The 22,889-nt window shown below is 49.4% G+C and carries 19 protein-coding genes; 5 read left to right on the top strand and 14 right to left on the bottom strand.

Annotation, left to right across the window (positions count from 1 at the left end):
• Nucleotides 1-2: 2 nt before the first annotated feature.
• The gene (locus tag FCL47_RS02915; RefSeq protein ID WP_136811941.1) at nucleotides 3-2,234 is read right to left on the bottom strand and encodes an Rne/Rng family ribonuclease; all 2,232 of its coding nucleotides are present in this window, start codon (nucleotides 2,232-2,234) and stop codon (nucleotides 3-5) included.
• A gap of 819 nt (nucleotides 2,235-3,053) precedes the next feature.
• Between FCL47_RS02915 and FCL47_RS02920 the strand changes: the two genes are divergently transcribed.
• From FCL47_RS02920 to FCL47_RS02935, 4 genes are all read left to right on the top strand, one after another.
• Nucleotides 3,054-5,369 (top strand): LPS-assembly protein LptD, encoded by a 2,316-nt coding sequence (locus FCL47_RS02920; protein ID WP_167496336.1) that lies wholly within the window; start codon nucleotides 3,054-3,056, stop codon nucleotides 5,367-5,369.
• 35 nt (nucleotides 5,370-5,404) lie between these two features.
• Nucleotides 5,405-6,361, top strand: coding sequence for a DHH family phosphoesterase (locus FCL47_RS02925; protein ID WP_136811943.1), 957 nt, complete (start codon nucleotides 5,405-5,407; stop codon nucleotides 6,359-6,361).
• 243 nt (nucleotides 6,362-6,604) lie between these two features.
• Nucleotides 6,605-7,609 (top strand): lytic transglycosylase domain-containing protein, encoded by a 1,005-nt coding sequence (locus FCL47_RS02930; RefSeq protein WP_167496337.1) that lies wholly within the window; start codon nucleotides 6,605-6,607, stop codon nucleotides 7,607-7,609.
• 10 nt (nucleotides 7,610-7,619) lie between these two features.
• Nucleotides 7,620-8,825, top strand: a complete 1,206-nt coding sequence (locus FCL47_RS02935; RefSeq protein WP_136811945.1) for a murein transglycosylase A — start codon at nucleotides 7,620-7,622, stop codon at nucleotides 8,823-8,825.
• 18 nt (nucleotides 8,826-8,843) lie between these two features.
• Here FCL47_RS02935 and aroA read toward each other — a convergent pair whose 3' ends face one another.
• From aroA to FCL47_RS02950, 3 genes are read right to left on the bottom strand one after another with little or no spacing between them, the layout of a single operon-like run.
• Nucleotides 8,844-10,115 (bottom strand): 3-phosphoshikimate 1-carboxyvinyltransferase, encoded by a 1,272-nt coding sequence (aroA, locus tag FCL47_RS02940; protein WP_136811946.1) that lies wholly within the window; start codon nucleotides 10,113-10,115, stop codon nucleotides 8,844-8,846.
• A gap of 2 nt (nucleotides 10,116-10,117) precedes the next feature.
• Entirely contained in the window at nucleotides 10,118-11,107 is a 990-nt protein-coding gene (locus FCL47_RS02945) for a dihydroorotate dehydrogenase (protein ID WP_136811947.1), read from the bottom strand.
• Nucleotides 11,095-11,883 carry a dihydroorotate dehydrogenase electron transfer subunit gene (locus tag FCL47_RS02950; RefSeq protein ID WP_136811948.1) on the bottom strand — a complete coding sequence of 263 codons (789 nt, stop codon included), beginning with the start codon at nucleotides 11,881-11,883 and terminating at the stop codon, nucleotides 11,095-11,097. Before FCL47_RS02950 ends, FCL47_RS02945 begins: the two co-directional genes overlap by 13 nt.
• A 177-nt stretch (nucleotides 11,884-12,060) precedes the next feature.
• Between FCL47_RS02950 and FCL47_RS02955 the strand changes: the two genes are divergently transcribed.
• Complete coding sequence (locus FCL47_RS02955) at nucleotides 12,061-12,852, top strand: A24 family peptidase (protein WP_136811949.1); 792 nt, start codon at nucleotides 12,061-12,063, stop codon at nucleotides 12,850-12,852.
• Nucleotides 12,853-12,862: 10 nt separating this feature from the next.
• On the opposite strand, the gene FCL47_RS02960 is transcribed toward FCL47_RS02955, so the two are convergent.
• The 10 genes from FCL47_RS02960 to FCL47_RS03005 form a co-directional block, all read right to left on the bottom strand.
• Nucleotides 12,863-13,501 carry a flavodoxin family protein gene (locus FCL47_RS02960; protein ID WP_136811950.1) on the bottom strand — a complete coding sequence of 213 codons (639 nt, stop codon included), beginning with the start codon at nucleotides 13,499-13,501 and terminating at the stop codon, nucleotides 12,863-12,865.
• Nucleotides 13,502-13,624: 123 nt separating this feature from the next.
• Nucleotides 13,625-14,800 (bottom strand): sulfate reduction electron transfer complex DsrMKJOP subunit DsrP, encoded by a 1,176-nt coding sequence (gene dsrP, locus FCL47_RS02965; RefSeq protein WP_136811951.1) that lies wholly within the window; start codon nucleotides 14,798-14,800, stop codon nucleotides 13,625-13,627.
• A 7-nt stretch (nucleotides 14,801-14,807) separates the two neighbouring features.
• On the bottom strand, nucleotides 14,808-15,656 hold the full coding sequence (gene dsrO / locus FCL47_RS02970; RefSeq protein WP_136811952.1) for a sulfate reduction electron transfer complex DsrMKJOP subunit DsrO: 849 nt from the start codon (nucleotides 15,654-15,656) through the stop codon (nucleotides 14,808-14,810).
• Nucleotides 15,656-16,057 (bottom strand): sulfate reduction electron transfer complex DsrMKJOP subunit DsrJ, encoded by a 402-nt coding sequence (gene dsrJ, locus FCL47_RS02975; RefSeq protein ID WP_136811953.1) that lies wholly within the window; start codon nucleotides 16,055-16,057, stop codon nucleotides 15,656-15,658. The genes dsrO and dsrJ overlap by 1 nt, the downstream gene beginning before the upstream one ends.
• A 32-nt stretch (nucleotides 16,058-16,089) precedes the next feature.
• A complete protein-coding gene (gene dsrK, locus FCL47_RS02980; RefSeq protein ID WP_136811954.1) occupies nucleotides 16,090-17,718 on the bottom strand; it encodes a sulfate reduction electron transfer complex DsrMKJOP subunit DsrK in 1,629 nt (542 codons plus the stop codon).
• A 39-nt stretch (nucleotides 17,719-17,757) separates the two neighbouring features.
• Nucleotides 17,758-18,780, bottom strand: coding sequence for a sulfate reduction electron transfer complex DsrMKJOP subunit DsrM (dsrM, locus tag FCL47_RS02985; protein ID WP_136811955.1), 1,023 nt, complete (start codon nucleotides 18,778-18,780; stop codon nucleotides 17,758-17,760).
• A gap of 91 nt (nucleotides 18,781-18,871) precedes the next feature.
• Entirely contained in the window at nucleotides 18,872-19,393 is a 522-nt protein-coding gene (locus tag FCL47_RS02990; RefSeq protein ID WP_136811956.1) for an RsbRD N-terminal domain-containing protein, read from the bottom strand.
• Nucleotides 19,394-19,687: 294 nt separating this feature from the next.
• Nucleotides 19,688-21,898 carry a carboxy terminal-processing peptidase gene (locus FCL47_RS02995; RefSeq protein ID WP_136811957.1) on the bottom strand — a complete coding sequence of 737 codons (2,211 nt, stop codon included), beginning with the start codon at nucleotides 21,896-21,898 and terminating at the stop codon, nucleotides 19,688-19,690.
• A gap of 282 nt (nucleotides 21,899-22,180) precedes the next feature.
• Complete coding sequence (locus tag FCL47_RS03000; protein ID WP_136811958.1) at nucleotides 22,181-22,378, bottom strand: hypothetical protein; 198 nt, start codon at nucleotides 22,376-22,378, stop codon at nucleotides 22,181-22,183.
• Entirely contained in the window at nucleotides 22,375-22,884 is a 510-nt protein-coding gene (locus FCL47_RS03005; protein WP_136811959.1) for a hypothetical protein, read from the bottom strand. Before FCL47_RS03005 ends, FCL47_RS03000 begins: the two co-directional genes overlap by 4 nt.
• Nucleotides 22,885-22,889 lie beyond the last annotated feature (5 nt).

The raw sequence follows: 22,889 nt of genomic DNA on the forward strand, positions 1-22,889 counted from the left end.
ACTCAAGCCTGTTTTTTGGAAATATTTTCTTTTTCCGCCTTATGGAAGAGTATCTCATTGTCGGCAGGCTTCATATCAACTTCGGCGACTATGTTAATTTCAACCTGATACCGTTTCTCCAGCTCCGCGAGTTCGCTTCTTTTATTGTTGAGCAGATAGGCGGCCACATCAAGAGGAAAGTGACACTCAATAGCCTCTACCTGTTTCCGGCTCGCGCCGGTCTGGATTCGCCGCAGATAGTAGAGAGAGAGTGTTTCGACTGATCGCACCGTCCCCCGGCCTTTACAATGCTCGCAGCGTCGGTAGTTGCCGGCCTCGATAGGGGCACCGAGCTTTTGCCGGGAAATCTCCATCAAGCCGAATTTGGATATCCTGCTGAAATCGACTTTGGCTTTATCTTTTTTCATCGCCGTCTTCACTTCTCTTTCGACGGCGAGGATATGCTTTCTATTGCGCATATCGATAAAGTCGACGACTATCAAGCCGCCAAGGTCTCTCAGTCTCAGCTGTCGGGCCAGTTCTGCGGCGGCTTCCATGTTGGCCTGAAAAATTGAGGCCTCAAAATTTTTGCCCTTGGAGGTCGAGCCGGAATTGACATCGATTGCCACCAGTGCCTCGGTCGGATCGATAACAATGGAGCCGCCCGAAGGCAGACTCACCTGGGACTGGTAAATCGATTCTATCTGATCTTCAACACTGTACTGATTAAAGATTGGTCGAGCGCCCTGATGAAAACGGACATTGACGGTTCTCTGCTGCTCCGGCAGCATTTTGACAAACTCTTTAACCTGCTCCAGTGCGGTTCGATCATCAACCAGTATTTCCTGGATGGAGGGATCGAAATGTTCGCGCAAAAACCGGAGAACACTCCGATGATCTTCATAGACCAGACCAACCCCATCCATCTCCTGACCTTTGTTTTTAATCTCATTCCACAGTTCAAGGAGATACTCGACATCGCGGGCTAAGGCATCCTGGGTTATATCAACGCTGGCCGTTCGGACAATCCAACCAATGCCTTCCGGCAAATTCATGGAAAGCATGGTATCCCGCAGTTGCGATCTTCGCTGCTCTCCGGAGATTTTCCGGGAAATTCCCGCCGAGTCCGATCCCGGCATCAGAACCACGCAGCGCCCGGGGATCGACAGGAAGGTGGTCATGTTTGCACCCTTTTTACCCACCTCTTCCTTGACTACCTGGGCCAGAATCTCCTGCCCCTTCTCAATGACATTAGTTATGTTCAGTTTTTTCCACTGATTATTTTCCACCAAGCGAAGAGTTTCTGCCGATAAGTCCTGCTTATAGTACTCGGGGTGAATCTCGCTAAAGGGCAAAAATCCGTTTTTTTCGGTCCCGTAATCGACAAATGCCGCCTGAAGACTCGGTTCGATAGCGACGATGCGGGCCTTATAGATATTGCTTTTTGTCTGCGTTCTGGAAATGGTAGAGACATGGATGGATTCCAACCGGCCATCTTCAAGCAAGGCCAGACGGCATTCTTCCGGTTCTTCTGCGTTGATCAGCAGCTTGCAGACTTTTTTAGTTTCTTCTTTTGCGTGAGCCCTGGTACTCTTTTCTTCTACCGTTTGTCCAGCAGCCTCGGCGTCTTGCTCTTCCAATGCATTTTCGGAATCGGCATCCAGAGACCAGTCAAGTCCTGCCTCTTCAAGCGTGCTCTGTTCGGCGGCGGGTTCCGCGTCATCATCGGCCACGCTCGCAGCGACAGCGGGCTTATCCGCAGTCGTCGCCTTTTTCCTTCCTCTTCCCCGGCGCCCGCGAGGACGTTTTGGCTCGTCTTTTTCCTCTGCAGCTGTTTCTACAACCTGGGCGACGACAGTTTCAATTTCAGAGCCGACCTCTTTCTGCTCGGTTACGGCTGCTGTATCCGCCAAGATATCCTCGACGACTTCATCGGTTTTTTTCTTCGGTCGTCTGCCGGAGCGCTTTCTGGCAGGAGCGCTCTTTTTCTCTTTTTCCTGAGTTTGCTCCCCGGCACTGTCCTGAGCAGTACCAGCTTCTTGTTCAGGACTGATCTCTACCGCGGTTTTTCTGGGGGTTCTTTTTCTGGGTCGACTCTTGGCTTTTACAGGGGTGACCGCCTCCTGTTCTGGTTCCGGCGTTTCTGAAGCAGCGTCCGATGCCACCTCACTGGTGGTGCTCTTCCACCACGCTCCCGTCGTCGCCTTTATTTGCACAGTTTTATTTTCTTTATCAGCATCTTTTTTTCCAACCATATTTTGTCCTTTACACCGGATAGAGCACACCAAAGGCGGCCGCAACCCGACAATTTTATTGATAGAATCGTTGACAATGCAGGCATTAAAAATCCTGTTTTGCAACAATCAGCATATTTGTATTCACTTTTTTATCGGTATTCATTGAGCAAGCTCGTTTGCGGTTGCAACTGCACAGAGGGTGCACACTGCCGTCACACCACGTCGTACCCGCGCATTTCAGCCGGCCTGACAAAACTGTCTCTTACTCAATGTAAACCTGCAATTCTTAGTACCTTACCGATTATTTTCCTGTTTTTTTGCAGGAAAAACATCAGCCACAAGGTACTTATCCCGGTTTATTTCCAGTTTACCGGAGTTTGGAGGTAATGATCTTAGGCATTTTATGAAGCCAGACACGTCCGGTGCAGTTACAGTAATTCCTGCCGTCCCCATGTGCTCAATTCCCCGACATACTAGTACTGTCAATTCCCATGAAACACAAATGGTATTTGACATTATCCAACGAGAGACTGTTGATTTCCGTCATCATTTCCTGTACCGGGCCATCTTGAGGACATATCTCTTCCGGGTCACTGTTTTCTCAATTATATGAAATAGATGTTCGGTTCGACCAGAACACAGGTGCTGAGTTTAAACTTGACAGTATTCGCTCTGAACCGTACATTTCCAGCTTCAGGTAACATTTAACTGCAATGTCGTCCATTGGTAACCATACACAATGCAGGAATGACGACAATATTACGCATTTTACTCTTTTCTTCATCAATAGAAAAGGTTATTACACCGCCGACAACGATCTCTCGAAAGGAGTACACTGTGCCACCATGCTTGTTCCGTATCAGCCTTTTGCAACCGGCCGCCATTGTACTCACGGTTCTCTCCTCCTGCGTGATTACCTGTCAGGCATATGCGGAAAAGGCCTCGACTGAAGAATGGAATGTTTCTGCGGATAAAATTGTCCGTTACGAGAACCCAAACAGCATTGTCGCCAAGGGCAATGTCGTTCTTATAAAACGAGAAAAGATGGCGCAGCCGCAATCGGCGGCCGACATCCAGTCTTCGCTCTGGTCGAAACTCCTTACAGAGAACGCTGAAAAAACTCCGCTGATGGCTGGTGATGCGCAATCTCCGTCACCACAATACCAGACAACCATGACAATCAAGGCTGACTGGATAGTTTACGATGTAGACCTGAAATCCATTAATGCCAAGGGAAACGTACACATCACCACAAAAGATGACCAGCTTACCGCCAAAGCTGGAACCTTAAATCTGGTCGATGAGACCGGCACGTTTACCGATGCAACGATTCTTCACAAAAACAACACGCTTCATCTCGAAGGGAAAAAGATTGAAAAGACCGGGCTTGATACCTACCGGATTATTGACGGCTGGGCGATAACCTGTAAACTAGAAAGTGGTCAGACTCCCCCGTGGAGTTTCGCCAGCTCCGAAACTAACGTCCGGCAGGATGGCTTCGCGGTCCTAAAAAACGCGCGATTCAACATTAGAAATGTTCCGGTCTTTTATTCGCCTTACCTGCTTGTTCCAGTTAAAAGTACTCGTCAGACCGGGTTTGTTTTTCCCGAATTTTCCTCCTCAACAAATAACGGCTATGGCGTAAACCTCCCCTTCTTTCTCAATATCTCTGAATCTGCCGATGCAACTTTTTACCCACATTACATGAGCAATCGAGGGCTTATGCCGGGGGTCGAATTCCGTTATGTTGCGAGCGAAACCGACAAGGGAATTTTCACTGGGGATTTTCTACACGACAGGCTTTCGGACCCCTCGGAAACTTCCTATTATGACAGTACCGGATATACCCATGACAACAGCGACAGGTACTGGCTGAGAGGAAAGGCGGACCAATCTTTTGCCGAATGGCAGACACGTCTCGATATTGATATTGTTTCCGACCAGGATTATCTCAGCGAGTTTGACTCCGGCTTAACGGGATTTGAAAATACGCACAACCGGTACATGGGAACTTTTGGCCGGGGTTTCCAGAATAAGACAGATACCTTGCGAGAGAACACATTTAAAACGCTGCGCAGCTGGAATGGTACAGCACTGCAGGTCAACCTCATGGCCATCAACGATGCCGACACCACCGCCAGCGATACCGACACCCCACTGTGGTCGCTCCCCAGCATCGACTACGCCGGTATAGTGCCCCTCGGCAACACACGCTTTTCTTTTGACTGGGAGACAAGTTATGTCGACTACTGGCGGGAAGACGGTGTAGGCGGACATGTATTCGACCTGAACCCGTCAATTTCCACACCTCTTTCACTGAGCCCATACCTTGAATCAAGAGCAGAACTTGGTCTCCATGACACCTTTTACCTTGCTCAAACCTATGGGGATGCCGAGTGGGCATACAACGACACCCAGAACCGTCTGTATCCTGAGTTCGAAATCGAGGTGGCAACCACTCTGGAGAGAAATTTTACCTTCGGAGCAAAGAGTGACCGGACCGTCACCCACCAGATGAGACCCTATGTTAAATATGGTTACATCCCTCTGGTTGACGAGGGAGATCTCACCGAATTTGAGGCGGTCGACGCATTTGATAATAAAAATGCCATCACCTACGGTCTGGACAATTACATAAATACATTCATGGGAAATGAAGAGACCTGGAATCCCATCAATGACTATGCCGAACTGAACATTGCACAATCCTACGATCTTCGCAGTGAATCCTCGGACCAACCGTTTTCAGCTATCCTTTCCGAAATAAAATGGAAACCGTTCACCAGGACCTCAATTTCCTACAAAAATTATTATGACGTCTATGACAATACATTCACCCGACAAATCCTGGAAAGTGCCTACAGCAACAGCAGGGGCGATTCCTTAAGTCTTGATTATAGTTACAGCGAGATCTCCGACATCGAGCAGATCAACGCGACGGTTCAAGCGTATATCATCAACGGCTGGTATGCCGGCGGCAAAATTGAACATTCTATCTCGCAGGAGGAAACGGTCGAAGCCAGGGGTTCCCTCACCTATCGGGCTCCCTGCTGGGCGGTTAAATTTGAGACACGATACACCCCCACCGACACCGCTGTCCTCGTCGTTTTCAGTCTGGCCAACATTGGTTCGCCGCTGGGGATCAATTTTTAAATTTAACCCGTATGGAACACTGACTAAAATCTGCCATGTACTATGACATTTTCAATGGCGATGCCGATGGTATTTTTGCCCTTCATCAATATCGGCTGGAAAACCCACTGCCAGAGACACAGCTTATAACCGGTGTAAAGAGGGATATACAGCTACTCTCCCAGGTAGAAAACCAGCACAACACGCTCCTTTGTGTTTTTGACATCTCCCTCGACAGTAACCGGTCCGCACTCCTGCAGTTGCTGCAGCACCAGAATAAGATCGTCTATTTTGATCACCATTTTGCAGGCAGCATCCCGGATTCCCCCTTCTTGCAGGCATGCATTGATCCCTCACCCAATACCTGCACCTCAATGCTCGTTAATAAAACTCTGGCCGGCAAACATTGCCTCTGGGCCATATGCGGCGCATTTGGTGACAATCTGCACCATCTGGCAAACCAGCAGGCCAAAAAACAAGGTTTGACAGAAGATCAGACCGGGCAGTTACAAGAACTGGGAGAACTTTTCAATTATAATGGGTACGGAACGACCATCGATGATCTCCACTACCACCCCCGAGATCTTTATACGGCTGTTCATCCGCACACCACCCCTTTTACTTTCCTGGAAAATGCCCCGGAGATTGTCGTACTGCGGCGGGGATATCAAGAAGATATTACCCTGGCAATGCAGATGCACGAGATGAAAACGGTTGGCAAAAACCGAGTATATATTCTGCCCGATGCCCCATGGGCACGGCGGGTTACCGGAGTTTTCTCCAATTTCCGGATGCGGGAACAACCAGACGCAGCCCACGCTATACTCACTGAGGACAAAAACAACAACCTGAGGGTGAGCGTCCGCGCTCCGCTTAACGATCGACGCGATGCTGACACCCTCTGCAACCTGTTCCCTACCGGTGGCGGCAGAAAGGCTGCGGCAGGAATCAACAGCCTCCCGGCGCATCAACTCGACGACTTTATCGAAAAATTCCTCTCTTTTTACCGTTGATAATGGTAAGTTTTTAGTGCCTTACTCCAGAATTCCTGCCATTCAGTTCAATACCCCCTCGAGGGGTACAAAAATCAAAATAATCTGGAGAGTGTCTTAAAATTAAAAACTTAAAAATACCACCAAGGCATTTATCCCGACTTTCTTCCCGTTTACCGGGGTTAGCATAACAATAAACGTGAGGGAGAGACTATCATTTATTCGCGTCTTAAATTTTATATATTCGGCTCCGCGCTTTTCAGTGTGCTGCTGGTTTTTCTGATTGATGTCACCTGTATTGCCGAGGATGTCCCAAAGGCTGCCGATCTGGTGGTCGACAACCAACCTATCGACCTGAACAGCCAAAGTTATCAGCAGCTGTTTCAAGAACTGGTGAACCAGCATCACTTTGTCAAAAAAGACCTCGAACAACTCTTTCAAGGATTGCAAGGCGACCGAAAAGTACTGGAGCTGATGGATAAACCTGGAGAGGCCAAACCCTATTATGAATATTGGCCTCTGTTTATCACACCTTCTGTTATTGCCAAGGGCAAAGACAGTCTTGTCCAATACCGGCAGGTGTTTGATCGAATTGAAGCTGCATTTGGCGTCGATCGAGAATATGTTGTCGCCATCTGGGCCATCGAGTCCAGATTCGGCTTCAACCAGGGCGGTTTCAACCTCTTTCGGACGCTTAACACCCTTTTTGACATGTATCCCCGCAGGTCTGATTTCTACCGGAAAGAGCTCATCAATTTTCTCATTCTGTGCAGGGCCAATAATATGGATCCACTGCGGGTTAACGGCTCGTACGCGGGAGCTTTTGGTCAGGCCCAGTTTATGCCGTCAAGTTTCAACAAATATGCGGTAGATTTCGATGGCGACGATCGGCGGGATCTCATTAATTCGATGGATGATGTCTTTGCCTCCATTGCCAATTACCTGAAAAATTTTGGCTGGACACTCCAGGCGCCTGTTTTTGCAGAGATCGGCGGTGAGCTTAAGCCAGAACTGCAGAATACACTCAAGAAAGAAGGACCTGAGGCCTTGCTTGACTGGCGAGCTGTCGCTGACATCCAGCAGGTCACCATTCCACGCCCACCAAACAATGGAAAACTGTCTATTGTCGAGTTGGAAAGATCCCTCTTAGAGGGCGGCGGAATGCGTTATGTCGCAGGCTACCCTAATTTCAGGGTTATTTTTGAATACAATCACAGCAACAAATACGCCATGACCGTAAGCGAGATGGCCGAATCATTCAAAAAATAAGCAGACCTCGATGCCTTATCGATTGCGTCCTCTTGCCCTGTTTGCTGTTCTGCTGACGATTGTTGGCCTTTCAGGATGCTCCCTGCCAAGCCCCGAAGATCCCTACAAACCGCTTCACCGTCTTACAGCGAGCGAGGCGCCTGTCTTCACCGATGATCTGCACATCGATTCGCTGATCGATTCCGCCAAACGCCAGGCTGCATATCTGAAAAGACAGAACCCTGCACAAAAGATCGTTTTCGGCTCGGACGTCTATGACAATCGCTGGCTGCTGTTTTCCGTACAGGAATTCCTGGCAAAGCTCCAGCAACAACCGGACAGCAACGAGCTGCACCGGTTTATCCAGGAACATTACCTTGTCTATCAGGCCGGCGGGCGAACCGAATCACGAGATCGCAGCATGCTGGTCACCGGCTATTATGAACCGACATTCGCCGGCAGTCTTACGAAAACCCCACCCTTCCTGACTCCCATTTACTCCCTGCCGAAATCTCTTGTCACTCTGCCTGCGCCAAATGGCAAGAAGTCCATTGGCCGATATGATAAAGACCATACCTTTGTCAGGTTCTGGGATCGGGCGGAAATCGAAAATAATGCACTGCTGCAGGGAGAAGAACTGGCCTTTCTCCAGGATCCTTTTGACGCTTTTCTGCTCCACGTACAGGGATCGGGCCGGATTCAACTGCCGGACAAATCAATCAGAACCGTGCGTTTTGCCGGCTCCAACGGTCTTGATTATAGAAGTATCGGCAAGCTGCTGGCTGATGAAAAGAAAATGACCCTGGAAGAAGTAAACATCCCGGCCATAAGAGCGTACCTGCACGATCACCCGGATCAGCGGCAGCGGATTCTCCAGTCTAACCCCCGGTTTATATTTTTCAGCTGGGGGGATGTTCTCCCCCCCAGAGGCAGCAGCGGGGAACCCCTGACCCCCGGTCGATCGATTGCCATAGACGGGGCTGCTCTGCCCGGCGGCACTCTTGGTTATTTAATCGCACGGCGACCGCTAGTGGCTGAAGACGGGACTATCACCGGCTGGGTGCCGCTCAAACGTTTTGTATTCCCGCAGGATTCCGGGGCGGCTATAAAAGGAACGGGCCGGGTAGATATTTTCTGGGGGGCTGACGACTATGCCGAGGTCGCCGCCAACCATATGAAAGAACAAGGTTCACTGTTTTTTCTGGTGAAAAAGGGCTTTCCCGGAGTCACTCAATAAAGAACCACCGATACCAATTTACTTTGGATAAAGAAGCGCAAATCTCTGCCAGAAATCAGGAAATGACTTGGCCACACATTGCTCGCCGGTAATCCGCACCCCGGGAATGCGAAGACCGGCCACGGCCAGACTCATCGCCATGCGGTGATCGGCATAGGTTTCGATCGCAGCCCCGTGAAGTCCCTCGCCTCCTTCGCCATGGATGATCATCGCCGCATCCTTTTCTTCTACCTTCACGCCCAGTTTAGTCAGCTCTGCAACCATAGCAGACAGCCGGTCGCATTCCTTTATGCGCAAATGGGCGATATTTTCAATCACCGTGGTGCCGTGGGCAAACGCGGCGACGACAGCCAGTGTCGGGACCACATCCGGCATATCCCCCATGTCCACTCTTATTCCTTCCAATCGCGAAGCCCCCTGCAGAGTAATACCATTGCCTGACCTGGTCACTTCACAGCCCATTCGACCCAACAGAGGCACCAGCATCGCATCGCCCTGCAGTGACGGCACGGGGACGTTGGTCACCGTTACCCGTCCACCGGTGACTGCCGCTGCAGCCCAGAAGTAAGAAGCGTTGGAGGCATCTCCTTCAATCCGATATTCTCGTGCCCGGTAACAGCCCTGGGGGATGCTGAAAAAACTGAAATCCGGGGTGCATTCAACGGCGATGCCGAAGGCGTCCATCACCGAAAGGGTCATAGCGACATAGGGCCTGGACAAAACCTCGCCCTCCACTTTGAGAACCGCCGGCGTTTTGGCATAGGGAGCGACAAGCAGCAGGGAGGATAAATACTGACTGCTTTTTCCTTCCGGGAGAATAGTGGTTCCGCCGGCAATCCCCTTCCCGTTGATGGCCAGAGGAGGACAGCCGGTCCCCCTGGTGGCGATGATATCCACCCCCCAGCCCTGCAGGGCATGCATCAATGGCTCGATCGGACGCTGGTACATACGTGGGTCGCCATCTATTACATAGCTTGAATTGCCAAGTGAAGCGACAGAAGTCAAAAATCGTGTGGCTGTCCCGTTATTGCCAAGAAAAATTGGTCCGGCAGCTGGCTGGATAAGCCCCCCGTTGCCCTGAACTCGCCACTCTTTGTTTTTATCTATGGCAATACCCATCTGCATGAGTGCTGCAGATGAATACTGTGTATCCTCGCTTTCCAGTGGCCCAAACAGCCTGCTCGTTCCCTGTGCGAGTGAAGCCGCTATGAGGGCTCTCTGGGTGAGACTTTTTGAACCGGGAACTTCGATTACGGCGTCAACATGGGCGATGGGCTTTATGGCAATCATGATTATTTCGCGACAGGGTTATGGGAACTGGTTGCATGGTCTTTCAAGGAATCCAGGCGAAGGCCGCCGATAATGGAGCGGATTGAGGTCAATTTTTCATTAGCGGCATAGGCACTGATCCCATCGACGACATCCTCACTGGCTCTTGGGTTGACAAAATTTGCGGTACCGATCTGCACGGCGGTCGCCCCGGCGAGCATGAACTCCAGCGCATCCTCCGCCGACTCGATACCACCTATGCCGATCACCGGGATAGAGACCACCCGCGCGACCTCAAATACCATGCGCAATGCTACCGGCTTTATGGCCGGCCCGGAAAGACCGCCGATGACATTAGCCAGAACGGGGCGTCTCGTTTTCAGATCAATGCCCATACCTATGAGGGTATTGATAAGAGAAATCGAATCAGCCCCTGCCTGTTCAACGGCTCTGGCAATAAGGGTAATATCCGTTACATTAGGCGAGAGCTTGACCATTACCGGCACATCGGCCTTGTTTTTGACTGCCGCTGTGACCGCCGCGGCCATCGCCGGATCGGTGCCAAAGGCAACCCCGCCTTTTTTTACATTCGGACAAGAGATGTTCACTTCAATTCCGGCAACTCCCGGTACCCCCGCCAGCCTTTTGGTTATCTCCTCATATTCCGCCAGGGAATCGCCAAGAATATTGACAATAACCGGAATGTTCAGCCCGGCAAGGTAGTTCATCTTCTCGGTGATAAACCGGTCGACCCCAACATTCTGCAGGCCTATGGCGTTCAGCATACCGCAGGCAGTTTCCATGATGCGCTGCGGCGGGTTCCCAGCACGGGGATGAAGCGAGATGCCTTTGACTATTACGGCTCCCAGGCGGTGCAGGTTCATAAGATTTTCAAACTCTCTGGCATATCCGAAGGTTCCCGAGGCGGTCATCACCGGATTGGCCAGCTCAAGAGAGCCGATATTTACCCGCAGATCAGGCACCTGACCCTCTTGAAGGCTTACATTTTCCATTGTAAATCCTCCGCATTATACACCGGACCATTGAGACATACATGGGTGTAGTTTCCCTTGCTGTCAGGTCTGCTGCAGCCGAGACAGGCACCCATACCGCAGGCCATGACACTTTCAACCGAGACCTGGCAGGGGAGACCTCTAGACGCGCAAAAACTGCTCAGACCGGCCAGCATTGGTTCGGGGCCGCAGCCATAGACTGTGCATCCACTTGGCAATTGCATGGATTCAAGTATGCCAAGCGCGAAACCATGATGGCCTAAAGAACCGTCATCGGTCGCCGTCATGATCCTGATACCAAATGGCCGGAAATCATCCAATAAAGGTTCAATTTCAATCCTCTCCCGCGCCCCGAGGACGATCAGATCCTCAGTGCAGTCTTTTTTCACCCGGCAATTTTCTTGCACAAGAAAGAGCAAGGGAGCGATTCCCAGTCCGCCGCCGACGATGACGGAGGGGGTGCCTGTATTCAGGCGATACCCTCTGCCTAGGGGGCCGAATATGGAGAGCGTTTCCTGCTTTTTCACATGGGCAAGAATATCAGTCCCCCGACCGACCACTTTGAAATAAATCTGTATTGTCCCATCCCGACTGGTCTGGTGAATAGAGAACGGTCGGCGGAGCAGTGGATCTTTGCCTCGTCCGGTCCTGATCATGACGAACTGACCGGGCCTGGCAGAACCTGCGACCGCAGGACAATCAAGGGTCAGACGATAGTTTGTTGCCGTAAACTGTTCAACATGCGTAACAGTTGCATTTTCCTGGTATTGTGACATAGTTAAGTTATATAATGAATGGCCAGGTAAAAAGCCCGATCCCCTTTGGTTGTTCTTAAGGGACACTTCCTTTGGACGTATCTCAAGCTTTGTACCCAGTTATTTATGAAGTTTTCGTTGGCTTTTTACGAACCCATCAATTTTAGGTTTATACGATTTTATACATTCACCTGCATTATGATTACTGACCCAATTCTTGTTATCATATCTGCCATTTTCGGCGGAATTGTCGGCAGCTTTTTAAATGTCGTGATCCTTCGCCTACCGGATCCTGATCAATCTATAGTCTTTCCTGCTTCCCACTGCCCCAGATGCTCTGCTGCTCTACACTGGTACGAGAACATACCGGTTATCAGCTACCTGTTTCTGCGTGGTAGATGCAGCCACTGCCAGGTTTCGATTTCCTTGCAGTATCCCCTTGTCGAACTGATGATGGCGCTTCTTGCCGCCGCCCTCATGTATACATTTCAATTCACAATCGCAACTGCAGGATATTTTCTGTTCTGTGCGGCGCTTCTGGTTATTATCTTTATCGACATTCGCCACCAGATCATCCCGGATGTGATCAGCCTGCCGGGTATTGTTCTCGGTTTCCTTTTTTCTCTCGTCAGTCCCACTGTCACCTGGCAGAATTCACTTATCGGCCTGCTCGCTGGCGGCGGTGTCCTCTATGCAGTAGCATTGTTTTATTTTCTTCTGCGCAAGGTCGATGGTATGGGCGGGGGTGATATTAAGCTGCTGGCCATGATCGGCGCCTGGCTTGGCTGGCAATCGCTGCCCTTTGTTATTTTTACCAGTTCTTTCAGCGGCACGATCGTCGGACTGATCGCCATGCTGTACCAGAAGAAAGGAGGCCGGACTCGTATCCCCTTTGGTCCTTTCCTGTCTCTTGCCGCCATTGCTTATACTTTTTATTCTGAAAATATTCTTTATTTTTTCCACCTCTATTTAACCGGACAATGGCCGTAACCTATCGGTGTCAAATGTCATCAAGCAATCCAAGAGCCACTTTTCGGCCTGCAGCTTTGGCCTCGTCACCCTGTATTTTGCTGTGCCCATACGCCGGATAATGTTTTCTGAACCAGGAATTTTTCGATCGAACCATTTTTCCGCGCAGTTGCAGGACAAGACCGATAAATCGCCATGGTTCTTTTATGGGATGAACAAAAACTATCGGCTGAGCAGGTCTTGCACCAACCCGCTGCAATCGTCGCTTCACTGTCCAGTAGTGCAGACGCCAGTAGGACCTGCATGAGATAAACGGGATAACCACCTTCCCCGCACAGACCTGCTGTGCATATCTATCGAGAAAATCAAGCATGGGGCCGCTCGGGTGATACGACCAGGTGGGGCCGGCCAGAATAATGCAATCCCAGTCCTTAAAACATATCTCATTTATCGGTCGGATGTTCATTCTGCACCGGAAAAAAGTACCGGACATCGCTGCGACCAGACGAAAATTTGTTTGGAAAGGAAAGCTGTAGGGAGCTACCGGCACCAGCTTTTCAAAAGCGACTTCGACCCCTTCACCTTCAAGACCTTCAACAAATTTCTTGAGCAAAAGTCTGGTTTGCTGGGTAAAAGAATAAAAAACAATGAGCACTCGTTTCTTTTGCAAATGAAATCCTCAGAAATCAGTTTACGCAATTTTAAAACAGTTTCTCTGCGCTCTCTTCTTTTAACAAAAAAAAAAGCCCCCGACAAGTCGGGGGCTCTGCTATTATGAGTTGCGGCCTTGCAGCTACGCCTCTACTTCATGCTCAACACCGACAGCAATTTTGTACAGAACCGTCACCAGCAGGAATCCAGTCGCCCAGATTCCGAGGGTAATACCAATTTCATTGGCAGTTGGATAATATTCCACGATTTCCTCTAAAGGATTGACTACCAGACCACCCATTACAAAACCCAGACCTTTATCCAACCAGAGTGCAATAAAGACTGCGGCACAGCCTACTCCCACCATCAGATCAGAGTAAACATTGGCAATCTTCATATAGGCAAACAAACCAAGCCCGCCGAAACAGAGAAGGACTGAACTCCACATAAAGGGAACAAGGTTGTTATACACATGCCCATTATGCTCAAGACCAAAAAACAGATACTGGAGTGAATGCATATGGCCAGGAATATTGGAGTAGTAGCCGACAAAGAATTCCATGCAGACAAAAAATGCGTTAATTAAAGCTGCATACATGATAATTGTTGTCAGCTTATTGATCGCCTCTTTGCCGGCGTCAAAATGGGCAACCCGCTTCATGATCAGGCAGGCAATAACAATAAGTGCCGGCCCTGCAGCAAAAGCGGATGCGAGAAACCGGGGAGCGGTAATCGCGCTCAGCCAGAAATGCCTGCCGGGCAGACCACAATAAAGCATAGCAGTAACTGTATGGATCGACACGGCAAAGGGGATAGAAATATAGACGAAAATATACACCCACTTCGGAGGTTTCACCTGTTTACGCTCTGCGGTAAGAATAACCCAGCCACAGATGACGTTTAATCCGAGATATCCGAGCAGTACACACATATCCCAGAAAAGCATGGAATTAGGGGTCGGATGGAGAATCATATTCAGGCCACGTAGCGGCTGACCGATATCGGCCATAATGAACATGAGACACATGACAAGCGCGCCAATAGCCAGGAACTCGCCCAGGATGGTAATCCTGCCAAATACTTTATAATTATGCACGTAATAGGGGAGTACCAGCATCAAGCCTCCAGCCGCTACACCGACCAGGAAGGTGAATTGGGAAATATACAGCCCCCAGGACAGGTCACGGCCCATACCCGTCAAGTACATACCTAAGAAAAACTGTCTGAGATAACAAATCGCTCCGACGGCAATGAATGCAGTGAGAAATGCCAGCCACATCCAGTAGTTAGAGTTGCCTTTTAATGCTTTTTCAATCATGACTCCCTCACACTATGTAAAAGACTGACGGTTTCGTTCCAAGGGATGGTTTCCGTTGGATGGTATGGTCCTGGTCAAGACGCTGACGAATCTCCGAGTTTGGATCATTCAGGTCTCCAAAAACGAAAGCTCCGACTTCCTTGACAGCTTCAACACAGGCGGGTTCCTGCCCAAGGGCCAGGCGTTCGCCACAGAAATTGCATTTTTCAACAACACCACGCATACGTGTTGGAAAATCGGCATTATACTCTTTAATATATGGGCGGGGATCCATCCAGTTAAAGCTTCTGGCACCATACGGACACCCCATCATACAGAATCGACAACCGATGCAACGATGAAAGTCCATGGCCACTATACCGGTTTTTTCATCCCTGAAAGTTGCTTTGGTCGGGCAAACCCGAACACAGGGCGGCTCATCACAATGATTACAGAGCACCATAAAGTCGTTTTCAGCAGTCACCTTTGACTCATGGTAGGAAGAATGCTCCGGGAAAACATTTTCAAAGGGAGCATGCCAGAGCCATTTTATTTCATTCTTTTTGTTCTCAATATGCGGAACGTTGTGCACTTTGTGACATGCCGCAGTTGCCTTATCCATGAGATCCGGACGACCATATAGCTTGCGCATGTCAATGAGCATGCCAAGACGTACCCCTGTATGGGCGGCCTGTTCAGCTCCATGACCTTCAGCACCATGCGCTTCAGCCGGAGCAGCGTGTCCTGCGGCTTCACCAGGTGTCTCTGATGAAGCAAGAGCCGGGGAGGAAGTCAGTTTTATTACCGCCGGAGCACTCAAACCGGCTAAAGCCGTTACTCCGGCAATCTTCAGGAATTTTCTTCTTTGCTTATCCATTAGTGTGTCTCCTTCTTGGTCGCCAATACGGCCGGAGTCAAATGACAATCCCAGCAGTAGGGTTTGACAGATGCATATTCATGACAGGAGTCACAAAATTTCTCCTTATTTGAGTGGCACTGCATACAGGCCATCTGCAAACCTTTCCGATATTCTTTTCCGTTTACTGTCACAGCAACACGGTCTTCATCTCGCAGAACAGCATCACGCCATTCATTGAGCATGACCATGTGACTGGCCCGCATTTCAGGGATAGACGCGACACACTGTTTTTCTCCACCCGGCGGCAGTTCAGGCTTTGGTACCGCACTTGCCTTCGAGAACGCATTGAACCAGAGCGGGAAAGTTACAATCAGGACCAATATAGCCAGCCCTGGTATTATAAATCTTTTGTTGTACATTAGGTTAACTCCTCTGTTCTGTTCAGGGTATTTTAGAGCATAGTACGGAAGCCATCATCCAGTTCAGCGCGGTTTTCGCCTTCTATAACGAGCGCATTGGCAACAAGCTCAGTTACTCCGCAGACCCCGACCCCGGGATTCCAGTAGTTCATAAGTGAAGTCAGCGTGGCCCGGTCGATGGCACAGACACAGGCCAGCATGTTCACATCATGTTTGTCATGAACATACTTGACGGCATTGGCGCGCGGCAATCCTGAACGCATTCTCAATTCCATAATTTCGTCGGTATTCAGACCGGTTCCTGAGCCACAGCAGAAGGTCTGCTCGCGAATGGTATTCTCCGGCATTTCAACCCAGTCGACAACATGATCCAGAATGTACCGCGGTTCATCCATCAGCCCCATAGCCCTGGCGGTATTGCAGGAGTCATGATAGGTTGCTTTGACATGACTGTTGCGGCTCTTGTCGAATTTCAATTTGCCATGTTTAATGAGATCGGCAGTAAATTCGCTTATGTGGACCATCTTAGTCGATGCCGCATTCTCGAAAACCGTGCCGGTAATCGGCGATACCGGTTTTTCAAGGAAATCGGCCGGGCCGTTCATGGTGTCCATATATTGATGGACAACACGCCACATATGACCGCACTCCCCACCGATGATATATTTGACCCCCAAGCGTTTCGCTTCTGCATACATCTTCGCATTGAGCTTTTTCATGGCCTCATTGTTGGTAAACAGACCAAAGTTCCCACCCTCCGAGGCGTAGGTCGACCAGGTATAGTCGAGGCCGATAGCTTCGAAAAGAGCAAGATACCCCATTGCGGTATACAGCCCGGGCTCGGCAAAAACGTCGGCGGAAGGGGTAATAAACAGTACTTCCGCACCTTTTCTGTTAAAACTGATATTCGGCCTGACGCCGGTCAGTGACTCGACATCGTCTACCAGAAATTCCACATTGTCTTTAAAGGTGTGCGGCTGCAACCCCATATGGTTACCGGTACGATTGGAATTGGACACCGGCTCCAAGATCCAGTTGATCCCCACACCAACCAGATGCAGGAGCTCGCGGAGCATCATGGTGACTTCCGCGGTATCGATACCATACGGGCAAAAGACCGAACATCGACGACACTCGGTGCATTGATAGGAGTACATGAACCACTCTTTCAGCACACCAACAGTCACCTCGCGGGCACCGGCCATTTTGCCGAAGATCTTGCCTGCCAGTGTGAAGTCATTGCGGTAAATGGATCTGAGCAGCTCGGCGCGCATAACCGGCATATTTTTCGGATCACCAGTACCGAGAAAGAAATGGCATTTATCCGCACAGGCCCCGCAACGGACACAGCAATCCATGAAAATTTTCAGGGAGCGAAATTTATCAAGGCGCTCTTTCAAGCCTTTGATGATTATTTCCTTCCAGTCCGCCGGTAATTTCCAGTCTTCATCCTCCGGAGACCACTCACGGGAGTTAGGGAAATGCAGCCCCGACTGACTGTCGAGATACGCTACTTTCTCAGCCTTGGCGGGGTAGGCATAATTACCCGGTTTGAATACAGCCGGGTATTCCATCCAATCCATGGTAGGTATCGCTCCTGTCGCCAAGGATGGTCCCTGCACTACGCTTTTCGATAATTGTTCTAATTTTGGAACTGCCATCGTTATCTCATCCTTTTAAGCTAGTTTTGGGTCAATTTTTTACTCTTCATCCTTTTTGGGAGCCAGTTCCTTTTCAACCGGAATACCGGCATCTACCATAAACTCACGGAATTCATCCTCATATCCGGCATAGGAATGGGGCAGGATTCGTGGATTCCAGGGATTGACGTGGCGCTTGGCACGGCTGTCATTTTTCATATTCCTGGTCGGGCTCATGAATACGCCGGCGAAATGCATCAATTTGCTGAAGGGGAAATAGGCGAGCAAAGCACAGACAAGAAAAAGATGGATATAAAAAATAGCGCCTATTTCCGCACCTATTGTCGGAGAAAAAGTAACCAGTCCAACAAGCAGCTGCTTGATATTGACGATATCAATATTGGTACGGAGCACGTAACGCATCAGGATACCGGTCAAGGCGATGGTGAAAATAAGCACCAGCGGAAAATAATCGTTCATCAGGGAAATGAAGCGAACATGACGGGTGGCGATTCTTCTGGAGAACAAGAGCACACAGCCAAGCAATATTGTGACATCAGTGATGTACCAGTTAGGTGCTCCAACCTGGAAAATGCCGTCAAGGGTCTCAATCCAGCCCACCCAGAATGGAATCGGATCGAGGAAAAGACGCATATGTCGAAGGACAATAACCAGGAAACTGTAATGAAAGATCAGAGCAAACAGCCACAACCACTTCGAAGATTCATAAGTGATCTTCGGACCATCATAGATTTCTGATTTAGTGTTGCGAAACAGAGACCTGAAAGTTACTACTTCAAGAAACATTCGCGCCACGACCTCGGCAGTTGTATTCGGGGCCTCAAGCTTGTTGTGCTTAATAAAATCCAAAGATTTACCCTGGCCGCAGGTTGTCTGGATAGAAAATGGCACGGGAGATTTCCCCCACTGCACCACTCTATAGACCGAACCTCCAAGGAAGATCATGATGGCCAGATACGGCAGAGCGACACCAAACAAATAGGGCATCCCCGGTATCTGCGATCCGAGTCCGGCAATCATTACCAACGCCATGACTGCCAGGAATGAGAAGGCGTACTTCATTTCTTACCTCGCTTCAGTTGAACTGTTTTGGAAACCAAGCAGCCGACATAACCTCTGCCAACTCCGTGGAGACCAGTTAAAGACCATTAACCTATTTTAAAACTTTTTTATCAGTCAGCAGTTTCGATGGACACTTGCTGTCTGTCAATATGTGACTTCCTGACTTAATCTCATTAATCCGGACCTGATAGAGACGTTCCCGGAACTGCATGTATATATCAAATGCTGCCAGCATGGCCAGATCTACTGCAAAATCAAAATCATACAGCTCTGCGACAAGGTGTTTTCGTTCTTTATCCGCAGCAAAAACTTCACGAGTGATATGCTTGACTGCATTCAGTGGGGCTATAGCCTGTGCCGGGGTAAATTGCTGGACGGAACGTATACTTATTATTTGTTCCAGAGGAGCAGTAAATTCTCCAGCATCAGCACCCTTGGAGAGCTTGACAAAAAGTTGGCCCAATGCCTGCCGGATATTTCCACCAACCGGATTGGCGAAGATGTCACGTTCTTTCACAAAAAAACCGGACGAGGTATAAGTAGAAAGTGTATATTCTACCCACTTATCGACAATTTTCTCCCCGTGGTTCCGAAAACCTTCCGCCAGATCCATATGGTCACAACCCTTTTCATACCTACGAAACTTCAACCGAACTGACACTCATCAAGGTGAGAAAACAAATGAATGATCATTCACAAAGTGACATTTCTATCACCTTTCCTTCTCTTTTTCAAGAAGATTTTTAGCATGCACAGCTCGCTCAAATGACGGTATAGTGAGGGCTCCCGCGTCGTTTCGCGTAAACACTCACCCGCACCGAATGTATATTGTCCTCACCGCAGCTGAAGCGTTTACCGTCCTCAGGCTATGTGGTTATCATTAGTTTTTCAAGGTAGGACGAACGTTTCACTTTCCCGAAAATCGGATGATATCGCCGACGATATTGACGGCTTCCCTGATGTAAGGATCTTGCTTGACATCTTTCAGCCACTTATCCTTTGGATCTTCCTGGTCAGCATCCTGTCCCTCAAAATCAGGGTCATCCCCCGCTTCGTCTCGGTATTTTCGGTAATAGGCGCCAACTTTCTCGCGCATCAGCCGTGCTTCATCGCGCTTTAACCGCATGTCGTCAATCTGCACGGTCAACATGGTATTTTCGCTTCGCTCGGCGCCTCTTGCCGCTTCTTCGCTGATAATTTTAAAACCTTTGTCCTGCGCCACGCGCATAAGGCTCATTTCCCTCAGTTTGGCCATATTGAAGGGCTGTTTACTTTTGTACGCGGTGAAGGCAACCGGTGCAATTGAATCCCAGGGAAGCGAGTAATCCAGATAGCGCTCTCCTGATTTGATATATTCAAAGAGGTTTGGCAGCACAATATCGGACTCCACCCCTTTATACTGGGTTGAGCTGCCTGTCACCCGGTAAAATTTCTGAATGGTGACTTTCAACGCCCCGAGATCCTCGTATTTGCGGACATTCAGCAGGGGTATATTTTCGTTGAGATTGATAATCGTCTGGACCGTCCCCTTGCCATGGGTATGTTTGCCGCCGACAATTACCGCCCGGTGATAATCCTGCAGTGCCGCGGCGACAATTTCAGATGCCGATGCGGAAAATTTGTTGACCAGGACAACCAGTGGTCCATCATAGGACACTCCATCATTGGTGTCGCTCAGCACGCGCTTATCTCCATATTTGTTCAGCACTTGCACAACAGGTCCTGACTTGATAAAGAGACCGGTTATATCAACTGCATCAACCAGAGCGCCGCCGCCATCGTCACGCAGGTCAAGGACGATCCCATCGACATTTTGCGCCTTTAAATTATTGATTTCCTTGAGCGTATCTTCTGTCGAGTTTCGACCGTTCGCCCCATTTCTGGTGCCCTCGAAATCGCGGTAGAAGCTGGGAATGAAAATATATCCGGTGCGTCGGCCGTCCGGGGAATCCATTACCGAACTTTTAACAAAGGTTTCTTCAATCTGCACCACATCACGTACAATCCTGATAACCTCCGTCACACCGTCACTCCTTTTCACGGTGAGAATGACCGCCTGACCTTTGGGACCCCGGATTAGACGGACCGCATCCCTCAGCCGCATATCGGTAATATCGACCGGCTCCTCACCCTCCTGGGCCACCTGCAAAATGATATCTTCCGCTTTCAAGCTGCCCTGCCTCGCCGAGGCACTTCCGGGAATAATTCTGATAACCTTGATAAAACCGTCATCCTCACGAAGAAGCGCACCTATCCCTTCCAGACTGCCGCGCATGTTTATGTCGAACTGCTCTTTTCCGGCCGGGGGAATGTAATTGGTATGCGGACCAAATGCCCTGGCGACACAGTTGAAGAAACGGTCGTAATGATCCTGCAGGTTCTCCTGCCGCAGCCGCTGGAAAAAATTTTTATTTCTTTTACTGACCTTGGCCAGAGCTTCCTGCCAGAGCTCCTCCTCAGTCATTTTTTTAGCCGCCGGCTTTTTCACTTTCGGCTGCCCCCCGATGCTTTCCGGCTTCTCTTTCTGGGCATCCTCAAGATCGAGATACTGCGAGATGACCTGGGCCTTCAAGACCAGACGCCAGCGATCTCTTAATTCAGCAATGTTTTTGGCAAAGTCAATTTTTTCGGGGTCGGTTTCGTAGGATTCGCTTTTGCCGACATTAAAAGATCCGACATAGAGGTCTTTTGAGTCGGGCTTGCCTATCACCACTTTATTGCTCGCCATCATTTCCCCGGCCATCTTCTGCACGAGGTCGATCTTTTCGGTCAAAATGTCGTAACCGGTATCCGGCAGGGTAATCTGGCCGTCAGCGAGGTTGTTGTCAATATAGGGGGCAAATGCTTCGAGTTGCTGCACATCTTTTTTCAGGAGAAATCTTTTCTGGTAATCAAGCTGTTTGATATACAGATAAAAAGTGGCCTGCGACAATTTGTCGCCCATCACCTTGTCACTGAAATGCAGAGCCGGCAGCTGTTTGCTGAGAATATAGCCAATCAGCCGGTTTCTTTTTTGATCAACTGCGTCAACCTTGCCCGTATCGCCAAAGCAGATATTCGATAAATTCAGGCACAACAATGTCAGACAAAAGACCAGAACAATCTTTTTGTTTTTCATAAGTATCATTAAAGTTAAACTTGTAAAAATTCAAATTCCAGGATGGTTATATAAAATATTTCATCTACGGGGTATAATATTTTTCTCTCGTTTCCGGGGTACCAGTGGGACGTCGTATATTGACAAAAATATTGACAAAAAAACTGCAACTGCGGAGCAGACGAAGAATTTTCACGACACCGTTTATAGATTACCTCGTAATCTGGACGAACGAATACAGAGTAAATATTGTCGTAAGAGATAACAGAACGGAAAAACAAATACTACGACAAACAGATCCACCTAAAAAAAATTCTGCTTGCCCCAAAAACTCTGCCTGTCGGAATGGAAGGGTGTGAGCTGTTCGTTTTTCGGGTCTCTGCAGCCATGGACGGCGGCAGTGAAGCCCCCACGGATGGGTTTACGGCGTCCCGGGAAGGAACAGCTCACCCCCTGGTTCAGCAGCGAAACATCGGGGGCAGTCAGAAAAAAAATTATCATGAAAAGGGAGCTGCTGGGCACAACTCTGCCAATACTGTATGCCGATCGTTCAGCTCCACGCCAAGCTCCCCGGCAAAACTTTGCAGCTCTGCATAGGTGCAGTTGATAATGGTCGGCCGACCGACGGCCTGCAGCTGTTGCATTTCTTGTTCAAGAAAACGCAAAAATGCATCCGCAGCCCTGCGCCGCACCCGACTGACCTCCAGATCTTGACGCGAACAAAAGGTGCAAAACCGCTGATAATTGATGATCGACCGGCAGATTCCGCGATATATGGATTTGGTACTGTTGGCATGCTGCAGGTCACGGACAATAATTTCCAAGAACCGTTCAACCGCAGCATTTTTCAGCAGCGCAACATGCGCATCAGTCAAGCAGATACGAGGTCCATCCTGCGCTCTAGTGAGCTGGTATATAGCCGAATTATAGGCGATCTCGGGAGTTTCTCCGGAATATCTGACGATATACCATTCATTTTCAATTATTTCAGGCAGATCGTCTGTCATCACAA

Source organism: Desulfopila sp. IMCC35006 (assembly GCF_005116645.1).
Taxonomy (GTDB): domain Bacteria; phylum Desulfobacterota; class Desulfobulbia; order Desulfobulbales; family Desulfocapsaceae; genus Desulforhopalus_A.

Coding starts and splice junctions, on each gene's coding strand:
- FCL47_RS02925 (WP_136811943.1), top strand. CDS start 5,405: ATGTACTATGACATTTTCAATGGCGATGCCGATGGTATTTTTGCCCTT.
- dsrK (WP_136811954.1), bottom strand. CDS start 17,718: ATGGCAGTTCCAAAATTAGAACAATTATCGAAAAGCGTAGTGCAGGGA.
- FCL47_RS02945 (WP_136811947.1), bottom strand. CDS start 11,107: ATGGAAAATGTAAGCCTTCAAGAGGGTCAGGTGCCTGATCTGCGGGTA.
- aroA (WP_136811946.1), bottom strand. CDS start 10,115: ATGATTGCCATAAAGCCCATCGCCCATGTTGACGCCGTAATCGAAGTT.
- FCL47_RS02935 (WP_136811945.1), top strand. CDS start 7,620: ATGCCTTATCGATTGCGTCCTCTTGCCCTGTTTGCTGTTCTGCTGACG.
- FCL47_RS02950 (WP_136811948.1), bottom strand. CDS start 11,883: ATGTCACAATACCAGGAAAATGCAACTGTTACGCATGTTGAACAGTTT.
- dsrP (WP_136811951.1), bottom strand. CDS start 14,800: ATGATTGAAAAAGCATTAAAAGGCAACTCTAACTACTGGATGTGGCTG.
- dsrM (WP_136811955.1), bottom strand. CDS start 18,780: ATGAAGTACGCCTTCTCATTCCTGGCAGTCATGGCGTTGGTAATGATT.
- FCL47_RS03000 (WP_136811958.1), bottom strand. CDS start 22,378: ATGATAATTTTTTTTCTGACTGCCCCCGATGTTTCGCTGCTGAACCAG.
- FCL47_RS03005 (WP_136811959.1), bottom strand. CDS start 22,884: ATGACAGACGATCTGCCTGAAATAATTGAAAATGAATGGTATATCGTC.
- dsrO (WP_136811952.1), bottom strand. CDS start 15,656: ATGGATAAGCAAAGAAGAAAATTCCTGAAGATTGCCGGAGTAACGGCT.
- dsrJ (WP_136811953.1), bottom strand. CDS start 16,057: ATGTACAACAAAAGATTTATAATACCAGGGCTGGCTATATTGGTCCTG.
- FCL47_RS02995 (WP_136811957.1), bottom strand. CDS start 21,898: ATGAAAAACAAAAAGATTGTTCTGGTCTTTTGTCTGACATTGTTGTGC.
- FCL47_RS02915 (WP_136811941.1), bottom strand. CDS start 2,234: ATGGTTGGAAAAAAAGATGCTGATAAAGAAAATAAAACTGTGCAAATA.
- FCL47_RS02955 (WP_136811949.1), top strand. CDS start 12,061: ATGATTACTGACCCAATTCTTGTTATCATATCTGCCATTTTCGGCGGA.
- FCL47_RS02990 (WP_136811956.1), bottom strand. CDS start 19,393: ATGGATCTGGCGGAAGGTTTTCGGAACCACGGGGAGAAAATTGTCGAT.